The organism is Pectobacterium polonicum (genome assembly GCF_005497185.1).
Classification (GTDB): Bacteria; Pseudomonadota; Gammaproteobacteria; order Enterobacterales; family Enterobacteriaceae; genus Pectobacterium; species Pectobacterium polonicum.
Map to the genome: position 1 here is coordinate 53,027 of NZ_RJTN01000012.1, position 25,237 is coordinate 78,263.

The 25,237-nt window shown below is 52.0% G+C and carries 16 protein-coding genes; 11 read left to right on the forward strand and 5 right to left on the reverse strand.

The window, feature by feature from the left end:
- Window positions 1-36 precede the first annotated feature (36 nt).
- From hldE to EDI29_RS13390, 3 genes are all read left to right on the forward strand, one after another.
- On the forward strand, window positions 37-1,473 hold the full coding sequence (gene hldE / locus EDI29_RS13380; protein WP_137741274.1) for a bifunctional D-glycero-beta-D-manno-heptose-7-phosphate kinase/D-glycero-beta-D-manno-heptose 1-phosphate adenylyltransferase HldE: 1,437 nt from the start codon (window positions 37-39) through the stop codon (window positions 1,471-1,473).
- A gap of 137 nt (window positions 1,474-1,610) precedes the next feature.
- Window positions 1,611-3,665, forward strand: a complete 2,055-nt coding sequence (ligA, locus tag EDI29_RS13385) for an NAD-dependent DNA ligase LigA (protein WP_137741275.1) — start codon at window positions 1,611-1,613, stop codon at window positions 3,663-3,665.
- A gap of 4 nt (window positions 3,666-3,669) precedes the next feature.
- Window positions 3,670-3,891: a DUF3820 family protein gene (locus tag EDI29_RS13390; RefSeq protein WP_137741276.1), complete on the forward strand. Its 222-nt coding sequence runs from the start codon at window positions 3,670-3,672 to the stop codon at window positions 3,889-3,891.
- Window positions 3,892-3,984: 93 nt separating this feature from the next.
- Here the strand turns inward: EDI29_RS13390 and EDI29_RS13395 are convergent, their stop codons facing one another.
- The 4 genes from EDI29_RS13395 to garD form a co-directional block, all read right to left on the reverse strand.
- Window positions 3,985-4,341, reverse strand: a complete 357-nt coding sequence (locus tag EDI29_RS13395) for a FlxA-like family protein (RefSeq protein ID WP_137741277.1) — start codon at window positions 4,339-4,341, stop codon at window positions 3,985-3,987.
- A gap of 197 nt (window positions 4,342-4,538) precedes the next feature.
- Window positions 4,539-4,955, reverse strand: a complete 417-nt coding sequence (locus EDI29_RS13400) for a FlxA-like family protein (RefSeq protein WP_137741278.1) — start codon at window positions 4,953-4,955, stop codon at window positions 4,539-4,541.
- A gap of 180 nt (window positions 4,956-5,135) precedes the next feature.
- Window positions 5,136-6,671 carry a methyl-accepting chemotaxis protein gene (locus EDI29_RS13405; protein WP_167494510.1) on the reverse strand — a complete coding sequence of 512 codons (1,536 nt, stop codon included), beginning with the start codon at window positions 6,669-6,671 and terminating at the stop codon, window positions 5,136-5,138.
- A gap of 1,137 nt (window positions 6,672-7,808) precedes the next feature.
- Window positions 7,809-9,383 (reverse strand): galactarate dehydratase, encoded by a 1,575-nt coding sequence (garD, locus tag EDI29_RS13410; RefSeq protein WP_137741279.1) that lies wholly within the window; start codon window positions 9,381-9,383, stop codon window positions 7,809-7,811.
- Between the two features lie 555 nt (window positions 9,384-9,938).
- Between garD and EDI29_RS13415 the strand changes: the two genes are divergently transcribed.
- The 6 genes from EDI29_RS13415 (at window position 9,939) to EDI29_RS13440 (ending at window position 17,926) form a co-directional block, all read left to right on the forward strand.
- On the forward strand, window positions 9,939-11,291 hold the full coding sequence (locus EDI29_RS13415; RefSeq protein WP_107170035.1) for an MFS transporter: 1,353 nt from the start codon (window positions 9,939-9,941) through the stop codon (window positions 11,289-11,291).
- Between the two features lie 605 nt (window positions 11,292-11,896).
- Complete coding sequence (locus EDI29_RS13420; protein WP_137741280.1) at window positions 11,897-13,249, forward strand: enolase C-terminal domain-like protein; 1,353 nt, start codon at window positions 11,897-11,899, stop codon at window positions 13,247-13,249.
- 37 nt (window positions 13,250-13,286) lie between these two features.
- Window positions 13,287-14,627: a glucarate dehydratase gene (gene gudD, locus EDI29_RS13425; RefSeq protein WP_039470246.1), complete on the forward strand. Its 1,341-nt coding sequence runs from the start codon at window positions 13,287-13,289 to the stop codon at window positions 14,625-14,627.
- A gap of 69 nt (window positions 14,628-14,696) precedes the next feature.
- Window positions 14,697-15,467 carry a 2-dehydro-3-deoxyglucarate aldolase gene (garL, locus tag EDI29_RS13430; protein WP_137741281.1) on the forward strand — a complete coding sequence of 257 codons (771 nt, stop codon included), beginning with the start codon at window positions 14,697-14,699 and terminating at the stop codon, window positions 15,465-15,467.
- A 222-nt stretch (window positions 15,468-15,689) separates the two neighbouring features.
- Window positions 15,690-16,604 (forward strand): 2-hydroxy-3-oxopropionate reductase, encoded by a 915-nt coding sequence (garR, locus tag EDI29_RS13435; protein ID WP_273856053.1) that lies wholly within the window; start codon window positions 15,690-15,692, stop codon window positions 16,602-16,604.
- Between the two features lie 176 nt (window positions 16,605-16,780).
- On the forward strand, window positions 16,781-17,926 hold the full coding sequence (locus EDI29_RS13440; RefSeq protein WP_137741283.1) for a glycerate kinase: 1,146 nt from the start codon (window positions 16,781-16,783) through the stop codon (window positions 17,924-17,926).
- Window positions 17,927-18,373: 447 nt separating this feature from the next.
- Here EDI29_RS13440 and barA read toward each other — a convergent pair whose 3' ends face one another.
- Window positions 18,374-21,169 carry a two-component sensor histidine kinase BarA gene (barA, locus tag EDI29_RS13445; protein WP_137741284.1) on the reverse strand — a complete coding sequence of 932 codons (2,796 nt, stop codon included), beginning with the start codon at window positions 21,167-21,169 and terminating at the stop codon, window positions 18,374-18,376.
- 109 nt (window positions 21,170-21,278) lie between these two features.
- Between barA and rlmD the strand changes: the two genes are divergently transcribed.
- Entirely contained in the window at window positions 21,279-22,628 is a 1,350-nt protein-coding gene (gene rlmD / locus EDI29_RS13450) for a 23S rRNA (uracil(1939)-C(5))-methyltransferase RlmD (RefSeq protein WP_137741285.1), read from the forward strand.
- Between the two features lie 53 nt (window positions 22,629-22,681).
- The gene (relA, locus tag EDI29_RS13455) at window positions 22,682-24,919 is read left to right on the forward strand and encodes a GTP diphosphokinase (RefSeq protein ID WP_137741286.1); all 2,238 of its coding nucleotides are present in this window, start codon (window positions 22,682-22,684) and stop codon (window positions 24,917-24,919) included.
- Window positions 24,920-25,237 lie beyond the last annotated feature (318 nt).

The window sequence follows — 25,237 nt, forward strand, 5'->3', positions numbered from 1 at the left end:
TTACGCGCATTATGCGAAATAAGCCTGGAGTAGAGGATGAAAGTGACGCTGCCTGATTTCCGTCAAGCGGGTGTGTTAGTGGTGGGTGATGTCATGCTGGATCGTTACTGGTATGGCCCTACCAGCCGAATTTCACCAGAGGCACCGGTGCCTGTGGTAAAAGTTGATACGATCGAAGAGCGCCCAGGTGGGGCGGCGAACGTTGCAATGAACATCGCCGCATTGGGGGCTGGCTCGCGTCTGGTGGGATTAACGGGAATTGATGATGCTGCACGTGCACTGAATGCCAAACTGGCTGAAGTGAATGTGAAATGTGACTTTGTTTCTGTTCCCACGCATCCAACTATCACCAAGCTGCGCGTGCTGTCTCGTAATCAACAGTTGATCAGGCTGGATTTCGAAGAGGGCTTCGAGGGGATCGATCCTCAGCCGATCATCGAGCGTATTCAACTGGCGTTACCCAAAATTGGTGCGCTGGTGCTGTCTGACTACGCGAAAGGTGCGTTGGCGCATGTGCAAGCCATGATTCAGACGGCAAAAGCGGCTGGCGTTCCGGTGCTGATCGACCCGAAAGGCACCGATTTTTCCCGTTACCGTGGTGCGACGCTGCTGACGCCGAATTTGTCTGAGTTTGAAGCCGTTGCAGGGCGCAGTAAAACGGAAGAAGAACTGGTCGAACGCGGTATGCAGGTGGTGGCGGACTACGATCTGTCTGCCTTGCTGATCACCCGCTCCGAGCAAGGGATGACGCTGCTACAGCCAGGTAAAGCACCGTTGCATTTGCCGACGCAGGCGCAGGAAGTGTATGACGTGACCGGTGCAGGCGATACCGTAATCGGTGTGCTGGCCGCTGCGCTGGCGGCGGGTAACCCGCTGGAAGAAGCCTGTTTCCTGGCGAATGCCGCCGCTGGCGTTGTCGTTGGCAAGTTGGGAACGTCTACCGTTACGCCGATTGAATTGGAAAATGCTATCCGCGGCCGCGCCGAAACTGGATTTGGTGTGATGACCGAAGAACAGCTGAAACATGCCGTTGAACTGGCGCGTCAGCGTGGCGAAAAGATTGTGATGACTAACGGCTGCTTCGATATTCTGCACGCCGGGCATGTATCTTATCTGGCAAACGCTCGCAAGCTTGGCGACCGGTTAATCGTTGCGGTAAACAGCGATGCATCCACCAAGCGGCTGAAAGGACCAACGCGACCCGTCAACCCGCTGCCGCAGCGGATGATCGTGCTAGGCGCATTGGAGGCTGTCGATTGGGTTGTGCCGTTTGAAGAAGATACGCCACAGCGCCTGATTGCGAGCATCCTGCCGGATATTCTGGTGAAAGGCGGAGATTACCAGCCACATGAAATCGCCGGTAGTGAAGAGGTCTGGGCCAACGGCGGTGAAGTGAAGGTCTTGAATTTTGAGGACGGTTGCTCCACGACAAATATCATCAACACGATTAAAGCCAGCACGTCTAAACCTTAAACGGAACAAAACTGACGGTGCTCAAACGATTTCTGCGCCGTTCAGTCCGCAAACTAATGATTCTCGCTTTGATACACCACGGGCGAGAATCATAAAAATCATAACGCCGACAGGGCGACACGTCAGATAAAACAGGTATGAAACCAGTGAAGAAAGAACCAGCCGAAGTGAATGCGGCCGCACTGCGGGTAGCGGAGTTGCGCCGGGTCTTACGCCATCACGAATACAAATATCACGTTGAAGATGCGCCCGAAATTCCTGATATCGAATATGACAAGCTCATGCAGGAACTGAAGGCATTGGAGACCGATCGCCCAGAGCTGGTGACGAGTGATTCTCCTACGCAGCGCGTCGGCGCGGCGCCGTTGGCGGCATTTGAACAGGTGCGCCATGAAGTGCCGATGTTATCGTTGGATAACGTATTTGATGAAGAGAGCTACCTGGCCTTCAGCAAGCGAATTGGTGACAGGCTGAAGAACGGTGATGACCTGACATTCTGCTGCGAACTGAAACTGGATGGTTTGGCTGTCAGCCTGTTATATGAAGAGGGCGTTCTGGTACAGGCTGCCACGCGTGGGGATGGAACGACGGGGGAAAACATCACCAGCAACATCCGTACCGTTGGAGCGATCCCGTTGCGCCTTGAGGGTGAAAATATTCCGCGCCGTGTTGAAGTACGCGGCGAAGTGTTTATGAAGCATGGCGGCTTTGAAAAATTGAATGAAGAGGCTCGGCGTACAGGAAGCAAAGTCTTTGCCAACCCGCGTAACGCTGCCGCTGGGTCGCTACGCCAGCTTGACCCCCGTATCACGGCTAAACGCCCACTGACCTTCTTCTGCTATGGCGTCGGTCTGCTGGAAGGCGGTGAATTACCCGCCAGTCACTGGGAGCGCCTGATGCAGTTCAAGGCATGGGGATTACCCGTTAGTGACAGAATCAAGCTCTGTACTGGCCCGGCCGAGGTGCTCGATTTTTATCGTCAGGTTGAACAGACCCGCAGTGCGTTAGGCTTTGATATTGATGGCGTCGTCGTTAAAGTTGACTCGCTGGCATTGCAAGAACGATTAGGGTTTGTTGCCCGCGCACCGCGTTGGGCGGTTGCTTTTAAATTCCCCGCGCAGGAACAGCTGACGTGGGTGCGCGATGTCGAGTTTCAGGTAGGGCGGACGGGGGCGATTACGCCCGTTGCGCGTCTGGAACCGGTCGCCGTAGCGGGTGTGATTGTCAGCAACGCCACCCTGCATAATGCTGATGAAATTGAGCGGCTGGGTTTGCAGATTGGCGATCGTGTCATTGTACGTCGAGCGGGGGATGTGATCCCGCAGATCGTGGGTATTGTTGAATCTGAGCGGCCAGAAACAGTGCAACCGATCGTCTTCCCCGTGGCTTGTCCAGTGTGTGGATCTGACGTTGAGCGTGTGGAAGGGGAAGCCGTCACACGTTGTACCGCTGGCTTGATCTGTGGTGCCCAGCGTAAAGAGGCACTGAAGCACTTTGTTTCTCGCCGTGCGCTGGATGTTGAGGGTATGGGCGATAAGATCATCGATCAACTGGTGGAAAAAGAGTACGTCAAAACGCCAGCCGATCTGTTTCGCCTAAGCGCCGGGATCATGACGGGGCTGGATCGAATGGGACCGAAGTCTGCGACGAATTTGGTTAATGCGCTGGAAAAAGCGAAAAGCACCACGCTGGCACGTTTCCTGTATGCGTTGGGGATTCGTGACGTTGGCGAATCGACGGCGGCTAATCTGGCTGCCCATTTTGGTTCGCTGGAAGCGCTTTTTGCTGCCGATGAAGAAGCGCTGCTGGCGGTGCCGGATGTCGGTAAAGTTGTTGCTGCGCATGTACGCCATTTTCTTGAAGAAGAGCACAACCAAACTGTGATCCGTGAGCTGACCGATCCTGCCGGTATTAACATCCACTGGCCTGAGGTTCAAATTATCAATGCCGAAGAGATCGACAGCCCGTTTGCGGGAAAAACGGTGGTATTGACGGGATCGCTGAGTATTTTGTCCCGTGACGAGGCCAAAGATCGGCTAACGGCATTAGGGGCAAAAGTAAGTGGCAGCGTCTCGAAGAAAACCGATATGGTGATTGCCGGTGAAGCCGCAGGTTCTAAACTGGTGAAGGCGCAAGAGTTGGGGATTTCGGTGATCGATGAGGCGGAAATGATCCGATTATTAGGGGCGTAAACGGATGGAAAAAGAAGACCTGATAGACATTGCCACGATGCAGATGCCCTTTGGCAAATATAAGGGGCGGGTGCTGATTGATTTACCGGAAGAGTACCTGCTGTGGTTCTCCCGCAAGGATGAATTTCCTAACGGTCGCTTAGGAGAATTGATGCAAATTACGCTGGCAATCAAGATAGAGGGTCTGCAAGGGTTGGTAACACCGCTGAAGCGGCCCCGTTCCTGACTATCCATTTCCTGCGGTAACTTCTGATGAAAAAAAGGTCGCTTCAATTAAGCGACCTTTTACCTTTACCGGCTACCCCATCCCTGACGCGGACTAGACGTAGATATTAATCTGGTTATCTGCTGTCGGGCGGTTAACGCCTTCTTGTTTAGCACTTTGAACCGAAGATGTGGAATCAGACTGCTGTTCTGATTTTTCACTCTGCAAGCGGGCAATTTGTGCCTGTAACGCCTGGATCTGTGCTTGAATGGCCTGCTGTTGTTGTTCGATCAGTTTACGTTCATCATCGCTTTCTGCGCTGGAAGCTGATTCGGTCAGCTTACTCGCCTGTTTGGTGAGCGCCTGGACCTGCTTGGTAAGCTGCGCGATCTGTTGTTCTGACGTGCTGCTGCTTTTACTGCTGCTTGCGGTTGTTGTCGATACGCTAATACTGCTGATTGTGTTTGACATCTTCCCTCCTGAAAATATGCCTAATACCCGAATTATTAGGGGTACAAGCCCTTATATCGGCAATTTAAACACTTTCTCGAAGGTGACATTGTTGGCAATGAAACATGAAAGACTCACTTTCCTGATAGCTAATGTAACAAAATATATCTACCAGGAAAGGGAGAGAAAAAAGGGGGGGAATACGTCAGAGATTGCGATCAGACGTAGATATCAACGCCGCCTTTTTTTCCTTTATTTTCTACAGGTTGTGATGTGTTGTCTGACGCCGCGCTAAGCGCTTTCTTTTCTGCTTCTTCTTTTTGGATGCGGGCAATTTCGGCATAGAGTGCTTGTATTTGCGCCTGGATCATCTGCTGCTGCTGTTTGATGAGTTTGCGTTCATCTTCACTTGTCGCATTGGTGGCTGACTCACCCAACTCTTTTAGCTTTTTAGTTAGCTGTTGGATTTGATTTTGTAATGCGGCAATCTTTTGCTGAGCCCCACTGCCACCACTTGTCGCAGCCTTACTCTCTGTAGTCGATGCAGCCTTGCTTGAGGTTGCTTTATTGGTTGTCGGAGCCACCGCGGCTTTTGACACCGTATGCATAGTAATCCGGCTGATATCGTTAGACATCACTTCCTCCTGAAATAAGTCAATTCTGCGGTTATTATCGGCAGTCTCGCTCTTTTCTTTACGAAAAGCTTACAAATGGAATGGGTAAGGGACTGTCAGGCGTGTGTTGCAAGGAAAAGGGGGCGCTGGCAAGAGTGTTTCCTTACTCCCTTGCCAGTAATCGCGATGAGATGACGTTAATTAACTACCGTACACGTTAATCGCGCTGTTTAGTCGCTTAGCCTGAAGGTTTAGCCCTTCTGCGGCATCGGTTGATTGCGTAACCATATCGGTGTTGCCCTGTGTCATTTGTTCTATCTGTGCAATCGAGGTATTGATCAGGCCCAATGCGGAAGTCTGCTCATGCGTTGCATTGCTGATCTCTTTGATCATGGTAGAAACCTGGAATACTTCATCAACGATGTCGCTGATATGTTTACCCGCGGTTTCTACCATTGTGCTGCCCTGTTTCACACTTTCAACGTTGGCATCGATCAGGGTTTTGATTTCTTTGGCCGCAGAAGCGGAGTGCTGCGCCAGATTGCGGACTTCGGCGGCGACCACGGCAAACCCTCGCCCTTGCACGCCAGCGCGAGCGGCTTCAACGGCGGCATTCAACGCGAGGATATTGGTCTGGAACGCAATGCTGTCTATTACACCAATAATATCGACGATCTTATCGCTGGCGCTGGAAATGGAATCCATCATGCCGATGGTTTCCTTCATGATATTGCCACCTTTAAGCGCGGTACTGCTGGCCGCTTCTGCCATTACTGTCGCCTGTGCCGCCGTTTCTGCACTCTGCTGCACCGCAACGGTAATTTCCTCAATGGCAGCGGCGGTTTGTTGCAGATTTGCCGATGTTTCTTCTGTGCGGCTATTCAAGTCGACATTGTTTTCCGCCAATTTACGGCTGACATTCGTGATGCCGTTAACTTGCGTACTGACGTCATCGACAAGCGAATGCAGATTCAGGCCAAACTGGTTAACTGAACGTAGCAGTAAGCCAATTTCGTCTACCCGATTGAGGTGGATATGTTTTACTTTACGGCCTGATACCACATGCTGCGCCTGTTTGAGTATCATCCTGATTGGCTGTGCAATTTGCTGCTGCAAAAACTGATCCATGATGACGATGAGTAGTAATGTCAGCGCCAACAGCCACAGGGGATTCATGCCACTGAAAGCAAGTAATGCGGGAATAAGCCCTGCTGCCAATACCGCGGCACGCAAGCGCCAGCGGACTGATAATTTCTGCAAAAGCGACAGCGGAGAGAAAAGCCCGGTGCGAACCACCAATCCTTTGTAGAATTTACGGCTACCTGCCTGCTTTTTCTGCACGGCGCTGTACAACATTTCGGCCGCTTTTATTTCTTCGGCGCTGGGCGTGTTACGTACCGAAATATAGCCTGCGAGCTGCTCTTGCTGGTAGACCGGCGTAACGTTGGCGCGAACCCAATAGTGGTCACCGTTGTTACGACGGTTTTTCACTAATCCGGTCCAGCTATCGCCTTGTTTCAATGTAGACCACATGTCGGCATAGGCTTCTACCGGCATGTCGGGATGGCGCACAATATTGTGCGGCTGGTTGATGAGCTGCTCTTCGGAAAAACCGCTAACCGTAATGAAGGCAGAGTTGGCATAGGTAATGTGGCTGTGAATATTTGTCGTGGACATCAATATGGTGTCCATGTCTAACAGATACTCCTGCTGTGTAACAGGTGTATTCAATCTCATTAGAAACCCCGGCGTACGTATCCCGCTCAGTTTCCAGGCTCAGCCATGCCGGCCGCTTTTCTCGCCTCAGCGGTTCTGGCTATTCCAGAGGCTAAGACGTTGCAAGGCTGCCGCGTGGCGATACTGTGAAATCTGTCAGGCATATTGCTGTGTAAATATTCAAGTTATTCAAATAGGTATACTGAAATTTTTTGGGTGGTTTACTCGCTTATATAAAATAATGCCAGTCACTATTTATAATGAGCGGGCTATTAACCCTATATTGTGCGTGATGGAGATTTTGTAACTGTATCCGTCATACTTCAAGTTGCATGTGCGTTGGCTGCGCTACTCGGTCCACTTACGTGAACTCCGCCCTGCTGGGGCCGCTGCAAGCAGCGTTCAAACCTACCTCTGGCAGATTTATCAGTCACCCGAATCACTTACTCAAGTAAGCTCATCGGACTTCTTTTCTTGCCGCCTGCCTGAAACTCGAATTATTTAGGATATATATATTTGTAACAAATATTTCATCAGTGTTAGCACGCTTTTTCAGCAAGCGTAAATTTATGATGAGGATGATTACCTGTCAATTGATTCATTTTATTGGCAATAAATAATTAGAGAAAAAATGATGAATAATAGGGGAGTAGAACATAGAATTTTTACGTGAAATGTGTTCTATATAAACATTGTTTCTGATTAAGAATAATCACTTGTTAATTTTTTTATATTGTTTCATTGCATCAATGAAATGAAATGTTGCTGCATTGCTATTTGTTATTCTTTTTCTCCGTTTTTTCACCTTCTCATTAAAGCGGAATTTATTGCAGATCAAATATACCCGTCATACTTCAAGCTGCTTGTGCGTTGGCTGCCCTTGTTACTCGGCTCATCCATGAGCCTCGCCCCGTTGGGGCCGCTGCAAGCAACGTTCAAATCTGCTCCCGGCAGATTTGTCACCCCAGTCACTTACTTGAGTAAGCTCCTGAGGACTCGCTCGGTTGCCGCGTTACAAGGCCATAAATGGGCCTTGCCCTAAAGGGTCAACGCAGAGCGTTGTTCAAAACGCTAACGTTTTGTCACGCAACTCGAATTATTTAGGGGATAACGCCATCCGCAGGCCGGAGAATGACTCTGGCCTGCGGGGAAAGATAATCAGGTTACCGGTGCTGGGTTGAAAACGGCCAAGGCGTTATGAAGTCCCCATTGATCGGACCAGGTTTTTTTCCTGCCGCTGGCGATATCCAAAATGAAATGGAAAAGCTGCCAGCCGACGTCTTCAATTGTGGCTTCTCCGGTCGCAATCGTACCCGCGTCAATGTCCATCAGATCGTGCCAGCGGTTTGCCAATGCGGTTCGGGTTGCCATTTTGATCACGGGTACGGCCAGCAGACCATAGGGTGTACCGCGGCCGGTGGTAAAGACCTGTACGGTGATGCCAGAAGCGAGCTGCTGTGTGCCACAGACAAAGTCGCTGGCTGGCGTTGCTGCGTAAATCAACCCGCGTTTGGTGGGGCGTTGACCGGGAGACAGGACTTCGACAATTGCACTGGTGCCTGATTTAGCGATAGAACCAAGCGCTTTTTCCACCACGTTTGCGAGGCCACCTTTTTTGTTGCCCGGCGATGGGTTGGCGCTACGGTCGGTCTGACCGCTGTCGAGATAATTATCGTACCAGGCCATCTCTTCCAGCAGACGTTTACCCACGTCTTCATTGATGACGCGTGGCGTTAACAGATGAATGGCGTCGCGTACTTCGGTTACTTCAGAGAACATGACGGTTGCGCCGCAGCGTACCAGCAGGTCGGATGCAAAACCAACGGCCGGATTAGCGGTGACGCCAGAAAAAGCATCGCTGCCGCCACACTGCATGCCGACAACCAATTCTGATGCCGGGCAGGTTTCACGCTGGCGTTTGTTCAATCGTTGCAGGTGCTTGTCTGCCATCGTCAGAATGTCATCCACCATCGATCGGAAACCAACGTGGTGTTCATCCTGCAAGCGGACAATACTGGTGTCATCAAGGGAGATTGCCTGCACATCCGGCGTCCCTTCCAGCAGGCGTTCCGGCTGTAATTTTTCACAGCCCAGACCCACCACCAGTATTTCGCCGCCAAAATTTGGGTTCAGTGCCAGATTGTGAATGGTGCGGATGGGAACCACTGCGGCAGGGGCATTAATTGCTACGCCACAGCCATAGAGGTGATTGAGTGCGACCACGCCATCGACGTTGGGATATCTCGGTAATAAATCGCGTTCGATAATTTTGACCACATAGTCCACTACGCCTGCGACGCAATGCACGCTGGTGGTAATGCCTAACAGGTTTTTCGTACCTACGCTGCCATCGGCGTTGCGGTAACCTTCAAAGGTGTAGCCTTCCAGAGGGGGAAGCGCGGGGGGGATTTTGGTTGCCAGCGGCAGGGTTTCTAGCGCAGGAGCCTGAGGCAATTCGACCAGGGATTCATCAATCCAGCTTCCCTGGGCAATATCGCGCAGTGCATACCCGATAATTTCGCCATAGCGGATGATTGCACCTGCTTTGGCGATATCAACAAGGGCAACTTTGTGCCCCTGTGGAACATGCTCAATTAATTCCAGATCATCATTAAAACGGGTTCCGGCACGTAAGCCATTATTATTAACAACAATGGCAACATTATCAGAATCATGAACCTTAATATAAAGTGGCTGCTCTTGTGCAGCATTACTTTCTGATTTATCTGACATGATGCAAGCCTTTATTATTGGTTTATCAGAAACGCAGTAGTCACTATTACCACGCTATTACTTCATTGCTCGCTAATGAGTATACGTGAGGTTCTCTTCTCGTACATTATGCAATTGACCTAAGCCGGCGTTTTTTGTTTCTGATTTATCAGGCTAAGTGCCAATTTTCGGTGAGTTTGATCACATTCTGCCTACACCTGGTTTCTAAGGCGGAAATGAAAATAATGTGTATGAATGTAAATAGAGAATAACGGCATTTTTCGTGAAATACCTCGCACTATATAGGGCAAGTGCACCAACATATTCCAAAGGGGATTTTTAATGTTGTGCTTTTATCTAGTGAGCACTCAGCAGGTAAAAATTATAATGTTCCTGCGAGTTGAAAATGTCAGCTAATTACTCTGAAGCTATATAGCCTGGCTATTCGCAAAAAAAAATAAAAATGGGAATTTAACTATACCCTAAATAATCCACTGATCTTCATTCTGATAACCCTACACCGTTATCTGTTATTTGGAATGAATGAGCGAACCGCGATTGAAGCAGGAGTTCATCATGAATACAGTAAGCTCAGCAGCTGGCGCGATACAAAAGAGAACAAACGCCCGCTACTGGATTGTCGTGATGTTGTTTATTGTCACGTCATTTAACTATGGAGACCGTGCGACCTTGTCCATTGCTGGTTCAGCAATGTCTAAGGAAATTGGGTTGGATGCGGTGGGGATGGGCTATATCTTCTCTGCGTTCTCCTGGGCATACGTTATTGGTCAAATACCTGGAGGCTGGCTGCTCGATCGCTTTGGCTCAAAGAAAGTCTACTTCTATAGTATCTTCACCTGGTCGATTTTTACCTTATTACAAGGGTTTGTCGATATATTCAGCGGCGCGGGCATCGTTATTTCTCTGTTCCTTTTACGCTTTATGGTTGGCCTGTGTGAATCGCCTTCCTTCCCAGGAAATAGCCGTATTGTCGCTGCCTGGTTCCCTGCACAAGAGCGTGGAACCGCCGTCGCGATATTCAACTCGGCACAGTACTTTGCGACGGTGATCTTCGCCCCTATCATGGGCTGGCTGGTACATGCTGTGGGTTGGGCGCATGTGTTCTGGTTCATGGGTGGGTTGGGTATTATCCTTAGCTTTGTCTGGCTGAAAGTGATCCATGATCCGAAGGATCACCCTAGCGTGAATCAGGCTGAACTGGATTATATTGAAGCCGGTGGCGCACTGATTAATATGGATGCCAAAGGGTCGAAGAATGCGACCGTGAAGGGTGAAAAATGGCATCAGATCAAGCAATTAATGCAGTCTCGTATGATGCTTGGTGTTTACATCGGTCAATATTGCATTAACGCATTAACCTACTTCTTTATCACTTGGTTCCCGCTTTATCTGGTTCAGGCGCGCGGGATGTCGATCCTCAAAGCGGGATTTGTCGCCTCGGTGCCTGCTATCTGCGGTTTTGTCGGCGGCGTTCTGGGGGGCATCATTTCTGATTATCTGATGCGCCGGACTAATTCACTGACCTTTGCCCGTAAAACACCTATTGTTCTCGGTATGTTGCTCTCCATGTCGATGGTGATTTGTAACTACGTTGAAACCGAGTGGGTCGTCATTGCGGTGATGTCTGCTGCCTTCTTCGGCAAAGGTATTGGTGCGCTGGGCTGGGCGGTTATGGCCGATACTGCACCGAAAGAAATCAGCGGGTTAAGCGGTGGGCTGTTCAATATGTTCGGTAATGCGTCAGGTATCGTAACGCCGATTGCAATTGGCTACATCATCGGGATGACCGGCTCTTTTAATGGTGGTCTGGTGTATGTCGGGATTCACGCGCTGGTTGCTATCGTTAGCTACCTGTTCATCGTGCAAGATATTAAACGTATCGAATTGAAGCCGTTCGTTAAGCGTTAAAGCCATTCGCTACGGCATTAATCTGCGGGTAGGAAGTAACACAAAACGCTGCGCTGTCATATTGATGGCGCAGCGTTTTGCCATTTATTTATGTCATGAAAAGTAGGGGGATATTTCTTCAACGTCGGGTGCCAATGGTACGTATTCCGGTGTTTATCAGGCAGAAATTCGCTTTTCCTCGTTTTCGTGAAACATCTCCCATTCGACTGTGATAATGACATATTTAATCTGTATTTAGACGGGGAATGCTGTGCTATTGCCCAATGAGTTGTGAAATAAGAAAACTTATACTTTTTACTGAGGTTGGTAAGGCGGTACGGATTACAACATCGCTTTCCTGACTGGTTTATTTCGGTATCGGGACAGTTATAACCTGTTTTTATTCTGATAACCCTACAAGCATGGTTCATTCCAAATCAGAGTAAAAACAAGGTCGCGCTAATAAAGTAGGAAAACAACATGAAATCATCTACTGGTGCACCATCTGTTTTTTCTTTCTGTATGACTGAATTATTTTCATCTGCCTCAATGTGTACCTGCGTTTTGGCAAACATCGGAAACCTAAGCGTAAACCCTGTGCGCTCCATTCATGACGGGAGCCTGTGATGACAAGCTTTTCAGCGACGCCTGTAATTACCGATATGAAAGTCATCCCCGTTGCAGGCTATGACAGCATGCTGCTGAACATCGGCGGCGCACATGGCGCTTACTTCACCCGTAATCTCGTCATTCTAACCGACAGCGCCGGGCATACTGGTGTCGGCGAAGCGCCCGGTGGTGAAGTCATTTACAACACGCTGGTTGAAGCGATTCCCCGCGTAAAAGGCGAACAAATCGCCCGCATGAACCGTCTGGTTCATGATATTCATCTCGGCAACCAATCTTCTGATTTTGATTCTTTCGGCAAAGGTGCCTGGACGTTTGAGCTGCGCGTGAATGCGGTGGCAGCACTCGAAGCGGCACTGCTCGATCTGCTGGGACAATTCATGGGTGTCCCTGTTGCTGAACTGCTGGGGCCGGGTAAACAGCGTGATGAAGTCACCGTGCTCGGTTATCTGTTCTATATCGGCGATCGCATGAAGACGGATTTACCTTATCTGTCGGGTGAGAAAGTATCAGGTGAGAAAGGCAAGCACGAGTGGTATCACCTGCGTCACCAGCAGGCGATGGACAGCGAGGCGATTGTGCGTTTGGCCGAAGCCACGACCGACCGCTACGGATTTAAAGATTTCAAACTCAAAGGCGGCGTGCTGCCCGGCGAGCAGGAAATCGATGCCGTGAAGGCGCTGAAGAAACGGTTCCCGGATGCGCGTATTACCGTCGATCCCAACGGCGCCTGGCTGCTGGATGAAGCGATCGGATTGTGCAAAGACATGAAGGGCATTCTGACTTACGCGGAAGACCCGTGTGGTGCCGAGCAAGGTTTCTCTGGCCGTGAAGTGATGGCGGAATTCCGCCGTGCTACTGGGCTACCAGTCGCGACCAACATGATTGCCACCAACTGGCGTGAAATGAACCATGCCGTGATGTTGCAGGCGGTCGATATTCCGCTCGCCGATCCCCATTTCTGGACGATGCACGGTGCGGTGCGTGTCGCCCAACTGTGTGATGAGTGGGGCCTGACGTGGGGTTGCCATTCAAATAACCATTTCGATATCTCCCTGGCGATGTTCACACACGTGGGTGCGGCGGCACCGGGTAACCCGACAGCGATTGATACGCACTGGATCTGGCAGGAAGGGCAGCATCTGACCAAAGAGCCGCTGCAAATTGTCAACGGCAAAATTAAGGTGCCGGATCGTCCCGGTCTGGGCATTGAGCTGGATATGGCACAGGTGATGAAGGCTCACGATCTGTACAAAAAATTACCGAGCGGGGCACGTAATGATGCCGTCGCCATGCAGTATCTGATTCCTGGTTGGAAGTTTGATCGCAAACGCCCGGTTTTTGGCCGCTAACCCTACATAGAAAAATTAGAGAGATAAGGATAAGAAAATGACATTGCAAAGTTCAACGCCGGTTATTACCCACATGCAGGTTATTCCGGTTGCAGGTCACGACAGTATGCTGCTTAACCTGAGTGGCGCACATGCGCCCTATTTCACGCGCAACATTGTGATTCTGAAAGATAACGCTGGGAATACCGGTGTCGGTGAGATTCCCGGCGGTGAAAAAATCCGCCAGACGCTGGAGGATGCTGCCGCATTGGTGGTGGGGAAAACGTTGGGTGAATACAAAAACGTGATGACGGCGGTGCGTGCGCAGTTCGCTGACCGTGATTCATCCGGGCGCGGTTTGCAGACGTTCGATCTACGTACCACCATCCATGTCGTTACAGGGATTGAAGCCGCCATGCTTGACCTGCTGGGGCAATTCCTCAATGTCAGCGTGGCTTCGCTGCTAGGTGATGGCCAACAGCGTGATGCGGTAGAAATGCTGGGTTATCTGTTCTACATCGGCGATCGTAATAAAACCGATCTGCCTTACCAGAGTCAGGCTAACGAGAAATGCGACTGGTATCGCCTGCGCCACGAAGAAGCCCTGACGCCAGAAACCATCGTGCGTTTGGCAGAAGCCGCGTATGAAAAATACGGTTTCAATGATTTCAAACTGAAAGGCGGCGTCTTGGCGGGTAGCGAAGAGGCCGAAGCGGTGACTGCGCTGGCGAAACGCTTCCCGCAGGCGCGCATCACGCTAGACCCGAACGGCGCCTGGTCGCTGGATGAAGCTATCGGTTTGGGCAAACAACTGCGCGGCGTGTTGGCGTATGCGGAAGATCCGTGCGGCGCGGAACAAGGTTTCTCCGGTCGTGAAGTGATGGCGGAATTCCGCCGTGCGACGGGGCTGCCTACTGCGACTAACATGATCGCCACCGACTGGCGACAAATGGGCCACACCATCTCGCTGCAATCGGTCGATATTCCGTTGGCCGATCCGCATTTCTGGACGATGCAAGGTTCTGTTCGTGTGGCGCAGATGTGCCACGAATGGGGCTTAACCTGGGGTTCTCACTCCAATAACCACTTTGATATTTCACTGGCGATGTTTACCCAGGTTGCCGCAGCGGCTCCGGGTAAGATTACGGCGATTGATACGCACTGGATTTGGCAGGAAGGCAACCAACGCCTGACGAAAGAACCATTGCAGATTGTTGGCGGCATGGTGGAAGTGCCGAAGAAACCGGGTCTGGGTGTCGAGCTGGATATGGATCAGGTAATGAAAGCACACGAACTGTATAAAAACATGGGATTAGGCGCACGTAACGACGCAATGGGAATGCAGTACCTTATTCCTGAGTGGACGTTTGATAATAAACGTCCGTGTCTGGTTCGCTAACGTTCTACTTTTCCGTTTTTTTAGCGCGCCGCTTCAGGTAAGCGGCGCTGGAATGACCGAGGATAAAAAATGAAGACTCCGCTGTTACCTAACCGTTTTCGCCAAGATTTGCAGCAGGGGAAAACGCTGATTGGCTGCTGGTGTGCGTTAGGCAATCCGATTTCAACCGAAGTGCTGGGGCTGGCGGGATTCGACTGGCTCGTGCTGGATGGAGAGCACGCGCCTAATGATATCGTGACGTTTATTCCTCAGCTCATGGCGCTGAAAGGCAGCCACAGCGCGCCCGTCGTTCGTCCGCCATGCAATGAGCCAATCATCATCAAACGGCTGCTGGATATTGGGTTCAATAACTTTCTGATCCCCTTCGTGGAAACGGCGGAAGAAGCCGCGCGTGCGGTGGCCTCCACCCGCTATCCGCCAGCGGGGATTCGCGGCGTTTCCGTGGCGCATCGTAGCAACAGCTATGGCACTGAGCCGGACTATTTCGCCAAGATTAACGACAACATTACCGTCGTGGTGCAAATCGAAAGTCAGGACGGCCTCGACAATCTGGATGCGATCATCGCGGTTGATGGCGTAGACGGCGTATTTGTTGGCCCGAGCGATCTGTCTGCGGCGCTGGGCTATCTCGGTCAGCCTAACCACCCCGACGTGCAGAAGGCGATCCGCCACATCTTCGATCGCGTTGCGGCGCATAACAAACCGTGCGGCATTCTGGCACCGGTTGAAGCCGATGCGCGTCGCTATCTGGAATGGGGCGCAAGCTTCGTCGCGGTCGGTAGCGATCTGGGTGTGTTCCGCAGTGCAACACAGGCGCTGAGCGACAAGTACAAGAAGTAATTCAGACCGTTGACAAACCTATTTACGGAACGAGAACGATGGTAATGGGATAGAAGAGTAAAGCGTCCGCGCCAGGGATGGCGCGGCTCGAGCTTACAGGGACGTACTTGCAGCGTCTTTACGATCTACCCATTACCATTGCTCGGTGTATTTTGTCAGCAAATTCAGTCATTCCGCCGCGAATTGGACCCGCCATGATGCGGGCCATCGTGAATTGAAGTGATATCTACATCAGACAATGAGGTTAGGGCGATGAAAATTGGTTTTATTGGATTGGGCATCATGGGAAAACCGATGAGTAAAAATCTGCTAAAAGCAGGTTACTCATTAGTCGTGATGGATAGAAATCTGGACGCGGTTGCGGAAGTCGTGGCAGCAGGCGCAACGGCGGCTGAAACGCCGAAACAGGTTGCGGAACAGAGCGACGTTATCATCACCATGTTGCCTAACTCTCCACACGTTAAAGAGGTGGTGCTGGGCGAAAATGGCGTTATCGACGGTGCGCGTGCCGGAAGCATTGTGGTGGATATGAGTTCCATCGCACCGCTTGCCAGCCGTGAAATTGCTACCGCGCTGGCGGTGAAAGAGATCGCTATGCTGGACGCCCCGGTTAGCGGCGGTGAACCCAAAGCGATCGACGGCACGCTGTCCGTGATGGTGGGCGGTGACAAGGCGCAGTTTGACCGCTGCTTTGAAATTCTGAAGTCAATGGCAGGTTCCGTTGTACATACCGGCGATATCGGTGCGGGCAACGTCACCAAACTGGCGAACCAGGTCATTGTGGCACTGAACATTGCCGCGATGTCTGAAGCGCTGGTATTAGCGACGAAAGCGGGTGTTAACCCCGATCTGGTTTATCAGGCGATTCGCGGTGGGTTAGCGGGCAGCACTGTATTGGATGCGAAAGCGCCAATGGTGATGGATCGTAACTTCAAGCCGGGGTTCCGTATCGATCTGCATATCAAAGATCTGGCCAATGCATTGGATACCTCACACGGCGTTGGTGCACAGTTACCGTTAACGGCGGCGGTGATGGAAATGATGCAGGCGCTGAAAGCGGACGATCTGGGATCGGCTGACCACAGTGCACTGGCGTGTTATTACGAGAAACTGGCTAAAGTAGAAGTTACGCGATAAGCCGTGAAGCGATAGTCACGAGGCTGGCACAGGATGCCAGCCGACTGGCAGATAAGCATTCTGATCTACCCAAGAGATTTCAGGATCTCTGCCCTGAAAGCTGATGGGTATAAGCGCTATTTCATGAGCGCGCGGATTATTGATGCAATCGGAACGTTGATGAAATCGGATCGTTTATGAAAATAGTGATCGCACCGGATTCTTATAAAGAAAGCCTGTCTGCACAAGAGGTTGCTACGCAGATTGAAAAGGGATTTCGTGAAATATTTCCCGATGCCTGCTATGTCAAATTGCCCGTTGCAGATGGTGGAGAAGGCACGGTTGAAGCCATGGTTGCTGCGACCGATGGCAAGATTGTGAATGTTAAGGTGACAGGACCGTTAGGCGATAATATTGACGCGTTCTTTGGCCTGTCTGGCGATGAAAAAACGGCGTTTATTGAAATGGCGGCGGCAAGCGGCCTAGAGCGCGTACCTTCGCAACTGCGTAATCCGTTAAAGACCACTAGCTATGGTACAGGCGAGTTAATTCGCTGTGCGTTAGATCACGGTGTTCAGCACTGCATCATCGGGATTGGCGGGAGCGCAACCAATGACGGCGGGTCGGGCATGGTACAGGCGCTGGGCGCTAAGCTGTTGGATAAGCAGGGTGAGCAGATTGGTTTTGGTGGTGGTGAACTCGACAAACTTGCCCGCATTGATATCAGTAAGCTGGATGAGCGTATCAAAGGCTGCCGCTTTGAAGTGGCCTGTGATGTGACCAACCCGTTGACGGGGAAACAGGGCGCATCAGCGATTTTTGGTCCCCAGAAAGGCGCAACGCCGGAGATGATCGAACAGTTGGATAACGCGTTGAAGCATTATGCCGCAGTGATCCGTCACGATCTGGACATGGACGTGGAACAGGTTCCCGGAGCGGGTGCCGCAGGGGGGATGGGGGCGGCGTTACAGGCCTTTTGCGGCGCTGAGCTTCGTCAGGGAATAGAAATTGTCACGGAAGCCCTGGGGCTGGATGAACTGGTTCGAGATGCCACGTTGGTGATTACTGGGGAAGGGCGCATCGACAGCCAGACGATCCATGGCAAAGTACCGATTGGCGTGGCACGAGTCGCCAAGCAGTACAATAAACCGGTGATTGGCATTGCAGGTAGCCTGACGGCAGATGTCGGCGTGGTGCATGAGCATGGGTTGGATGCCGTATTCAGTGTGCTGTACAACATCTGTTCACTCGAAGAGGCGTTGGATAATGCGGCAGAGAATGTACGAATGACGGCGCGCAATATCGCCGCGACGATCCGGTTGGCGCAGTCAGTGTCGCGCTGAGCGCTATGTGATGCGGTAGCAGGATTGTTAATCAGCGCCTTTTATCTACACGTTTTTATGCAGATGCGGAGGCGGTTTCGTGCGCTCGTCCCTTAAACGTTCAGCGTTAGGTTCTCCCTCTGTCAGGCTGCTGTTTCTTATACGAATGCAGCGACATTGTGGGTTTTGCCGTTATCCGGCGTAAAAAATTATGCTGAGGAGATAGCTGGCTTCGGATGAGCCGCAGGACGCGGCGAAAGCTTGCGCCACGTCGGGAACGTGTCGCAAGCGGTCCGTAAAGCCAGATACCGACGAAGGCCCCGCGTTAGCGGCATAATTTCCGCCAAAAAGCCTGGGGTCACGGGGCGAGCGGCGCTTGAGCCGTCCCGTGTCGGGCGCGTGCTGCGGAGTAGCATGGAATAGCCATATTGTAAGCGCACGAAACTGTCTCCGCAGTGGGGATATTGATTACGAATGCATAGATTTAACATGCGGCTGGGCGGCGTTGTTAACGTTGTCGATCTCGTCCAGCAGCTCTAGCCATTCCGGTTCCAGATCGCTGGCGTGAACGCCTTTACGCAGTTGTTGTTCCAGATAGCGACAGATGCGCTTCAGACGTGGGACCCCGCTGTAGCTGCAACTGCCGTGCAGTTTATGAACCAGTTCAATAATGTCGTCATCCGTCTGGCCGTTCAGTACGTTCTCGATCTTTCGTCGCACTTCCGGTAGGAAATCCAGCAGCATTTGTAACAGATCACGCGCCAGTTCCGGCTTGTTAGCGGCCTGTTGCTGTGCCAATGCCCAGTCGAGTGACAGTTGGCTATCATCGTGCTCGTTCAGCAGACTTGTAATATCGCCTCGATCGCGCTTCAACGGATCTTTTCGTGCATGACGTGTCAGCACGCTTTTCAGCATTTGCTCGTCTATCGGTTTAGCCAGATAGTCATCCATACCTGAGCGCAATAGATGATCGCGTTCACCCGTCATGGTCTGTGCCGTTACCGCGATAATGGGCGTAGTCGCATGATGAGGGATCTGGTGGATCAGCTCGCTGGCGCAAATACCGTCCATCCCCGGCATCTGAATGTCCATGAGGATAATATCGAGCTGATGTATTTGCGCCTGTTCAATCGCATCTGTTCCGCTTTCGCACAAGATAATCGTTTCGACCTGTTCTTCCAGCAGTGTGCCGATCAGTTTCAGATTTGCGGGGTTGTCATCTACCGCCATCACGCTCAGCGGCAGACGAGCTGGGTGGCGTAGTGCATTCTGGTGCACAGCAGTGTCGCCTGGCAGGAAAGAGAGCTGGAACAGCGTGTTATCCTGTAGTAGTGGCAACAGGCGTGATGAGGCAAGCGGCTTGCTCAGACAGGCATGCACGCCGAAGGTTTTCAACTGCTCGGCATCCATCTGCGCCAGACTGGGTAGCGCCAGAATTACGCAAGGCGCACGGCGACAGATATCACGCAGTCTGGGGGTATAGTCGAGCAGCGTATTGCGATATTGCACAGGAATACCGAGCAGTAGAATATCAAACTCCCCCTCTGGCAATTGCTCAAACGTCGGACTGTAACTTACTATCAACGGCGTCTGGCTCAGGATGTCCAGCGTGGCCTGTGCGGCGATAGGATGGTACTCCACGTAGGCCAGATGTTTACCTTGCAGCATCGTATAGGCCGGCTCGGTTGGTATGGCGTGGGGATTGAGCGGCAGCGTGATGTGGAACCAGAAGGTCGAGCCTTTATTGAGTTGGCTTTGGAAACTGATATCGCCGCCCATCTCTTTGACCAGACGCTGAGTGATGACCAACCCAAGCCCTGTGCCGCCATGACGACGTGAAATACTGGTGTCAGCCTGACGGAAAGCCTGAAACAGTTGCGATTGCTGCAACTCGGCGATACCGATGCCAGTATCGCGTATTTGCACCTCTAGCTGAATCTGATGATGTTCCTGCCGCCGCTTCTCTACTCGAATGTCAATGTTGCCCTGTTCGGTAAATTTAATCGCATTGCCCAGCAGGTTAGTGATGATTTGCTGTATCCGTAGCGGATCGCCGACATACTGTTCAGGAACATCATTCTGAATACTGAGCGTCAGCTCTAACCCTTTTTCATGTGCCGTATGTGCCAGCAACATCACAACGTCGTCCAGCGTGCTGTGCAGGGAGAATGGAATATCCTCCAGTACCAACTTTCCGGCCTCTAGCTTAGAGAAATCCAGTACATCGTTAATAATGTTCAGCAGGTTATTGGCAGATCGTTCGATAGTGAGCAAATAGTCAGTCTGGGTGGTGTTCAGTGGGGTTTTCAATGTCTGGCGGGTGAAACCGATCACGCCATTCAGCGGCGTTCTCAGTTCATGTGACATATTCGCCAGAAACTCGGACTTGATGCGTGCGGCTTCCTGCGCCCGCTTTTTGGCGAGATCCAGTTCAACGTTTTGGATCTCCATCTGCTCCAGCGTCTCTCGCAGATCGTAGGTCGCCTGATCGATGTTTTGCTGCATTTCTTCGTGGTAGGCGGTCAGCGACATCGCCATGGAGTTAATGCCATTTTTCAGCATATCTAGCTCGCCGAGCATGTAGCCTTCCACCCGACTATCCAATTGCCCTCGGCGAATGCGATCGACGGTATCCACCATATTGCGGATCGGGGTGGTGACATCGCGCATCAGACGATAGGCGAAGAGGACGGCAGCACCTAAAGATAACAGCAGCAGGAGTGCGGCGATAAAGATTTCCTGGTACTGCTGAAGCCGAATGGTGCTGGTATCCAGCTCAATAACCAGATAGCCGAGAGGCGTCGCTGTACCAGGGAATAGGGGCGCTCCTCCACCAGGCATGAATTCGCTGTCATTGACGATCGGCATGTGCAGAATCAGCGCATCACTCGTGTGGTGCAGATGCAGCTTATTGTATGAAAACGCATCGCTGCTGAGCGGCTGTAATGCCACATTATTGCGTACATTGGTGGTGGCCAATAGCTGATTACGGGCATCGAATACGCTAATGGTGCGAACGATCGCGGAGTGGCGGCGATGAAGTGTATTGATTAACGCAGGGATCGTGTCCATCTGGCGATGGGTAATGGCGTAAGCGCTGATGGTCGCCAGCGGTTCAATAATGCTGGTGCCCGAATCGGCCAACTGCGACTGCAACTGATTGTAACGATGGATAACGAAGAACGAGCTGAGCAGCAGCCCGATCATCAACGTCGGTGCCAAAATCAGTATCAACATCCGTGCACGAAGACTGTATTTGGTCATGAGGTTCCAATGTGGGAGAATTAGAGGATGCTGAGTACCCTAATGTTTATTGGGTACTACGTTTATCTGTTACAGCCGTTCAACTCAAGAGATCAATCGATAGTACATTATGGCGCAATTCTACTCTCCAAACCGGCGTGTGACGACCCGGAAAGCAGTTCCAGCGAAAAACCTCACTGTCACGGTGGCGTCACTTGACCCGTTTGGGCAGGGCGTGGCGCGTCACGAAGGCAAGACGGTTTTTGTCACAGGTGTGCTGCCGGGAGAGCAGGCCGAGGTGCAACTGACGGAAGAGAAGCGTCAGTTTTCGCATGCAAAACTTAAACGCTTGCTGACGCCTAGCCCGCAGCGCGTTGAGCCGCAATGCCCGCATTTTACCCGCTGTGGCGGCTGTCAGCAGCAGCATGCAGACATTACGTTGCAACAGAGCAGCAAAACGGCGGCATTGATGCGCATGATGACGCGGGAAACGGGCGTTGAACTGCCAGCAGCATCGCTGATTGCTGGCACACCTTATGCCTATCGGAGGCGTGCGCGGCTTGCGTTATACTTTCAGGCAAAAGAGCAGCGATTGTTGATGGGCTATCGGCAGTCAAATTCTCACGATCTGGTGGATATCAAAGCCTGTCCGGTATTGCGTCCCGAGCTTGAAGCGCTGCTGCAACCGCTGCGCGACTGTTTGAGTCGACTAAAAGCGGCAAAGCGTCTTGGGCATGTAGAACTGGTGCAAGCGGAGAACGGTCCGTTGCTGGTGCTGAGGCATCTTGATCCGTTTCATCCATCGGATGAGCAGGCGTTGCGTGATTTTGCCCAGCAGCAGAGTGTCTCGGTTTATCTGGCACCGGATGCCGATTCGCTGACGCGTCTACACGGCGAAGAGCCGGTCTATCACGTCGCCGGGCTGACGCTGGCATTTAGCCCGCGTGATTTTATTCAGGTCAATGACGCGGTTAACCAGCAGATGGTCACGCAGGCGCTAACGTGGCTGGATGTGCAACCGCAGGATAGAATATTGGACCTGTTTTGCGGCATGGGCAATTTCACGCTGCCGCTGGCACAGCGTGCTGCCAGCGTTGTCGGTGTGGAAGGGGTTACCGCGTTAGTCGAGAAAGGGCGAGAGAATGCCCGACGCAATGCGCTGTCGAATGTCACATTTTTTCACCAAAATCTTGAGGATGACGTCACGCAGCAGCCGTGGGCGGCTCAGGGTTTTGATAAGATATTACTTGATCCGGCACGTGCGGGCGCAGCAGGCGTGATGGAGCAGATAACCAGACTGGCACCGAAACGGGTGGTGTATGTTTCCTGTAACGCCACGACGCTAGCACGCGACAGCAAAGTATTACTCGCAGCCGGTTACCGGCTGGCGAATGTCGCGATGTTGGATATGTTTCCACATACCGGACACCTTGAATCGATGGCACTGTTTTTGCACGATTCCGGCACGCGGAAGGCGTAATAAGCAGAAGTACAGCGTCGCTTGCAAGGTGAAGGGGAACGTAGGGAGAAATTATGGTTGCGGTAAGAAGTGCGCATTTGAATACGGCAGGTGAATTTGTCCCTGACGCGTGGATTGCTTCACTGGGCATTGCCAGTCAGCAATCGTGTGAACGTTTAGCCGAAACCTGGCGTTACTGTGAACAGCAAACGCAAGATCACGCCGATGCCTCGTTATTGCTGTGGCGCGGCATCGAAATGGTGGAAATCCTGTCCACGCTGAGCATGGACAATGACAGCATGCGCGCGGCGCTGCTTTTTCCGCTGGCAGATGCGAACGTGGTCGATGAACCGACGCTGGAAGCCGCGTTTGGGAAAAACATCGTTGATTTGGTGCATGGCGTGCGCGATATGGATGCAATCCGCCAGCTCAAAGCGACGCAGAATGATTCCGGCGCGTCTGAGCAGGTCGATAACATCCGCCGCATGCTGCTGGCGATGGTGGAAGATTTTCGCTGCGTGGTCATCAAACTCGCCGAGCGGATCGCACACCTGCGAGAAGTGAAGGATGCCCCGGAAGAAGAACGGGTATTGGCGGCCAAAGAGTGTACCAATATCTATGCGCCGCTGGCTAACCGCTTAGGTATCGGCCAGTTAAAGTGGGAGCTGGAAGATTTCTGCTTCCGCTACCTGCATCCTGATGAATATAAAAAAATCGCCAAACTGTTGCACGAGCGGCGTATCGATCGTGCGCAGTACATTGACGATTTTGTCAAAACGCTGCGCGATGCGATGAAAGAAGAGGGCGTGCAGGCAGAGATCTACGGCCGTCCCAAGCATATCTACAGCATCTGGCGCAAGATGCAGAAGAAAGCACTGTCGTTCGATGAACTGTTCGATGTGCGTGCGGTACGCATTGTTGTCGAGCGTTTGCAGGATTGCTACGGGGCGCTCGGTATCGTGCATACGCACTATCGCCATCTGCCGGACGAGTTTGACGACTATGTGGCTAACCCCAAACCGAATGGTTATCAATCCATCCACACCGTGGTGTTAGGGCCGGGCGGGAAGACGCTCGAAATTCAGATTCGTACACGTCAGATGCATGAAGACGCCGAACTGGGCGTCGCAGCACACTGGAAATACAAAGAAGGCACCGCCGTGGGCGGGCGTTCTGGCTATGAAGGCCGTATTGCCTGGCTGCGTAAACTGCTTGCCTGGCAGGAAGAGATGGCCGACTCGAATGACGTGCTGGACGAAGTCCGTAGCCAGGTGTTCGACGATCGCGTCTATGTCTTTACGCCAAAAGGCGACGTGGTCGATCTTCCCGCCGGTTCCACGCCGCTGGACTTCGCTTATCACATCCACAGTGATATCGGGCACCGCTGCATCGGGGCGAAAATCAGCGGACGGATTGTGCCATTTACCTACCAACTGCAAATGGGCGATCAGATTGAAATTATCACCCAGAAGCAGCCAAATCCAAGTCGTGACTGGCTGAATCCGAACCTGGGGTATATCACCACCAGCCGCGGACGATCCAAGATCCAGAACTGGTTCCGTAAGCAAGATCGCGACAAGAACATTCTGGCGGGTCGACAGATTCTGGATGACGAGCTGGCGCATTTGGGGGTTAGCCTGAAAGCGGCGGAAAAACTGCTGCTACCGCGCTACAACGTGAATTCGCTGGATGAATTACTGGCTGCGATTGGCGGCGGTGATGTTCGCCTGAACCAGATGGTGAATTTCCTGCAATCGCAGCTAAAACAGCCGAGTGCGGAAGAACTGGATCGCGAAGCCCTGCGCCAACTGACGCAAAAAACACATCAGCCGCCAGCGCGCAGCAATAACAAAGACAATGGCCGTGTGGTCGTTGAAGGTGTTGGCAATCTGATGCATCACATTGCCCGCTGCTGCCAGCCAATTCCGGGTGATGAAATCACCGGATTTATCACACGCGGGCGGGGAATTTCGATTCACCGTGCTGACTGTGAACAGTTGGACGAACTGCGCGCCAGCTCGCCGGAGCGGATTGTGGATGCGGTATGGGGTGAAAGCTACTCCAGCGGTTATTCGCTGGTGGTGAGGGTGATTGCTAACGATCGCAGCGGCCTGCTGCGCGATATCACCACGATTCTGGCGAATGAGAAGGTCAATGTACTGGGCGTCGCCAGCCGTAGCGACACCAAGCAGCAACTGGCAACGATTGATATGGATATCGAGATCTACAATCTGCAAGTGTTAGGCCGCATTCTGGCGAAGCTCAACCAACTGCCGGATGTGATCGATGCGCGGCGTCAGCAGGGGGCATAAATATTGATTTCATCATCAGCAGACAACTGAAGCGTTTTTGTAGGTTTGGTGAAGGGTTTCGTGCGTGAGTAGCTGTGTTGTTCTTTTGTAGCTCCGTAGCCACGCCCGACTGAGGGATGCTCAGACGCCGCATCCCTCAGAACCCTGGCTTTTGGCGAGAATTGTGCCGCGATGCGGTTACTTCGATGTACATGCCCGCTGTCGAGCCACCTGTGACGCGCTCCCGGCGCGGCACAGGTTTTCGCCGCGTCCATGCGGCTCACTCGGCGGTCATGTGCATCTCAGCACAATTTTTTACGCCGTTGAAATAAAAATAGT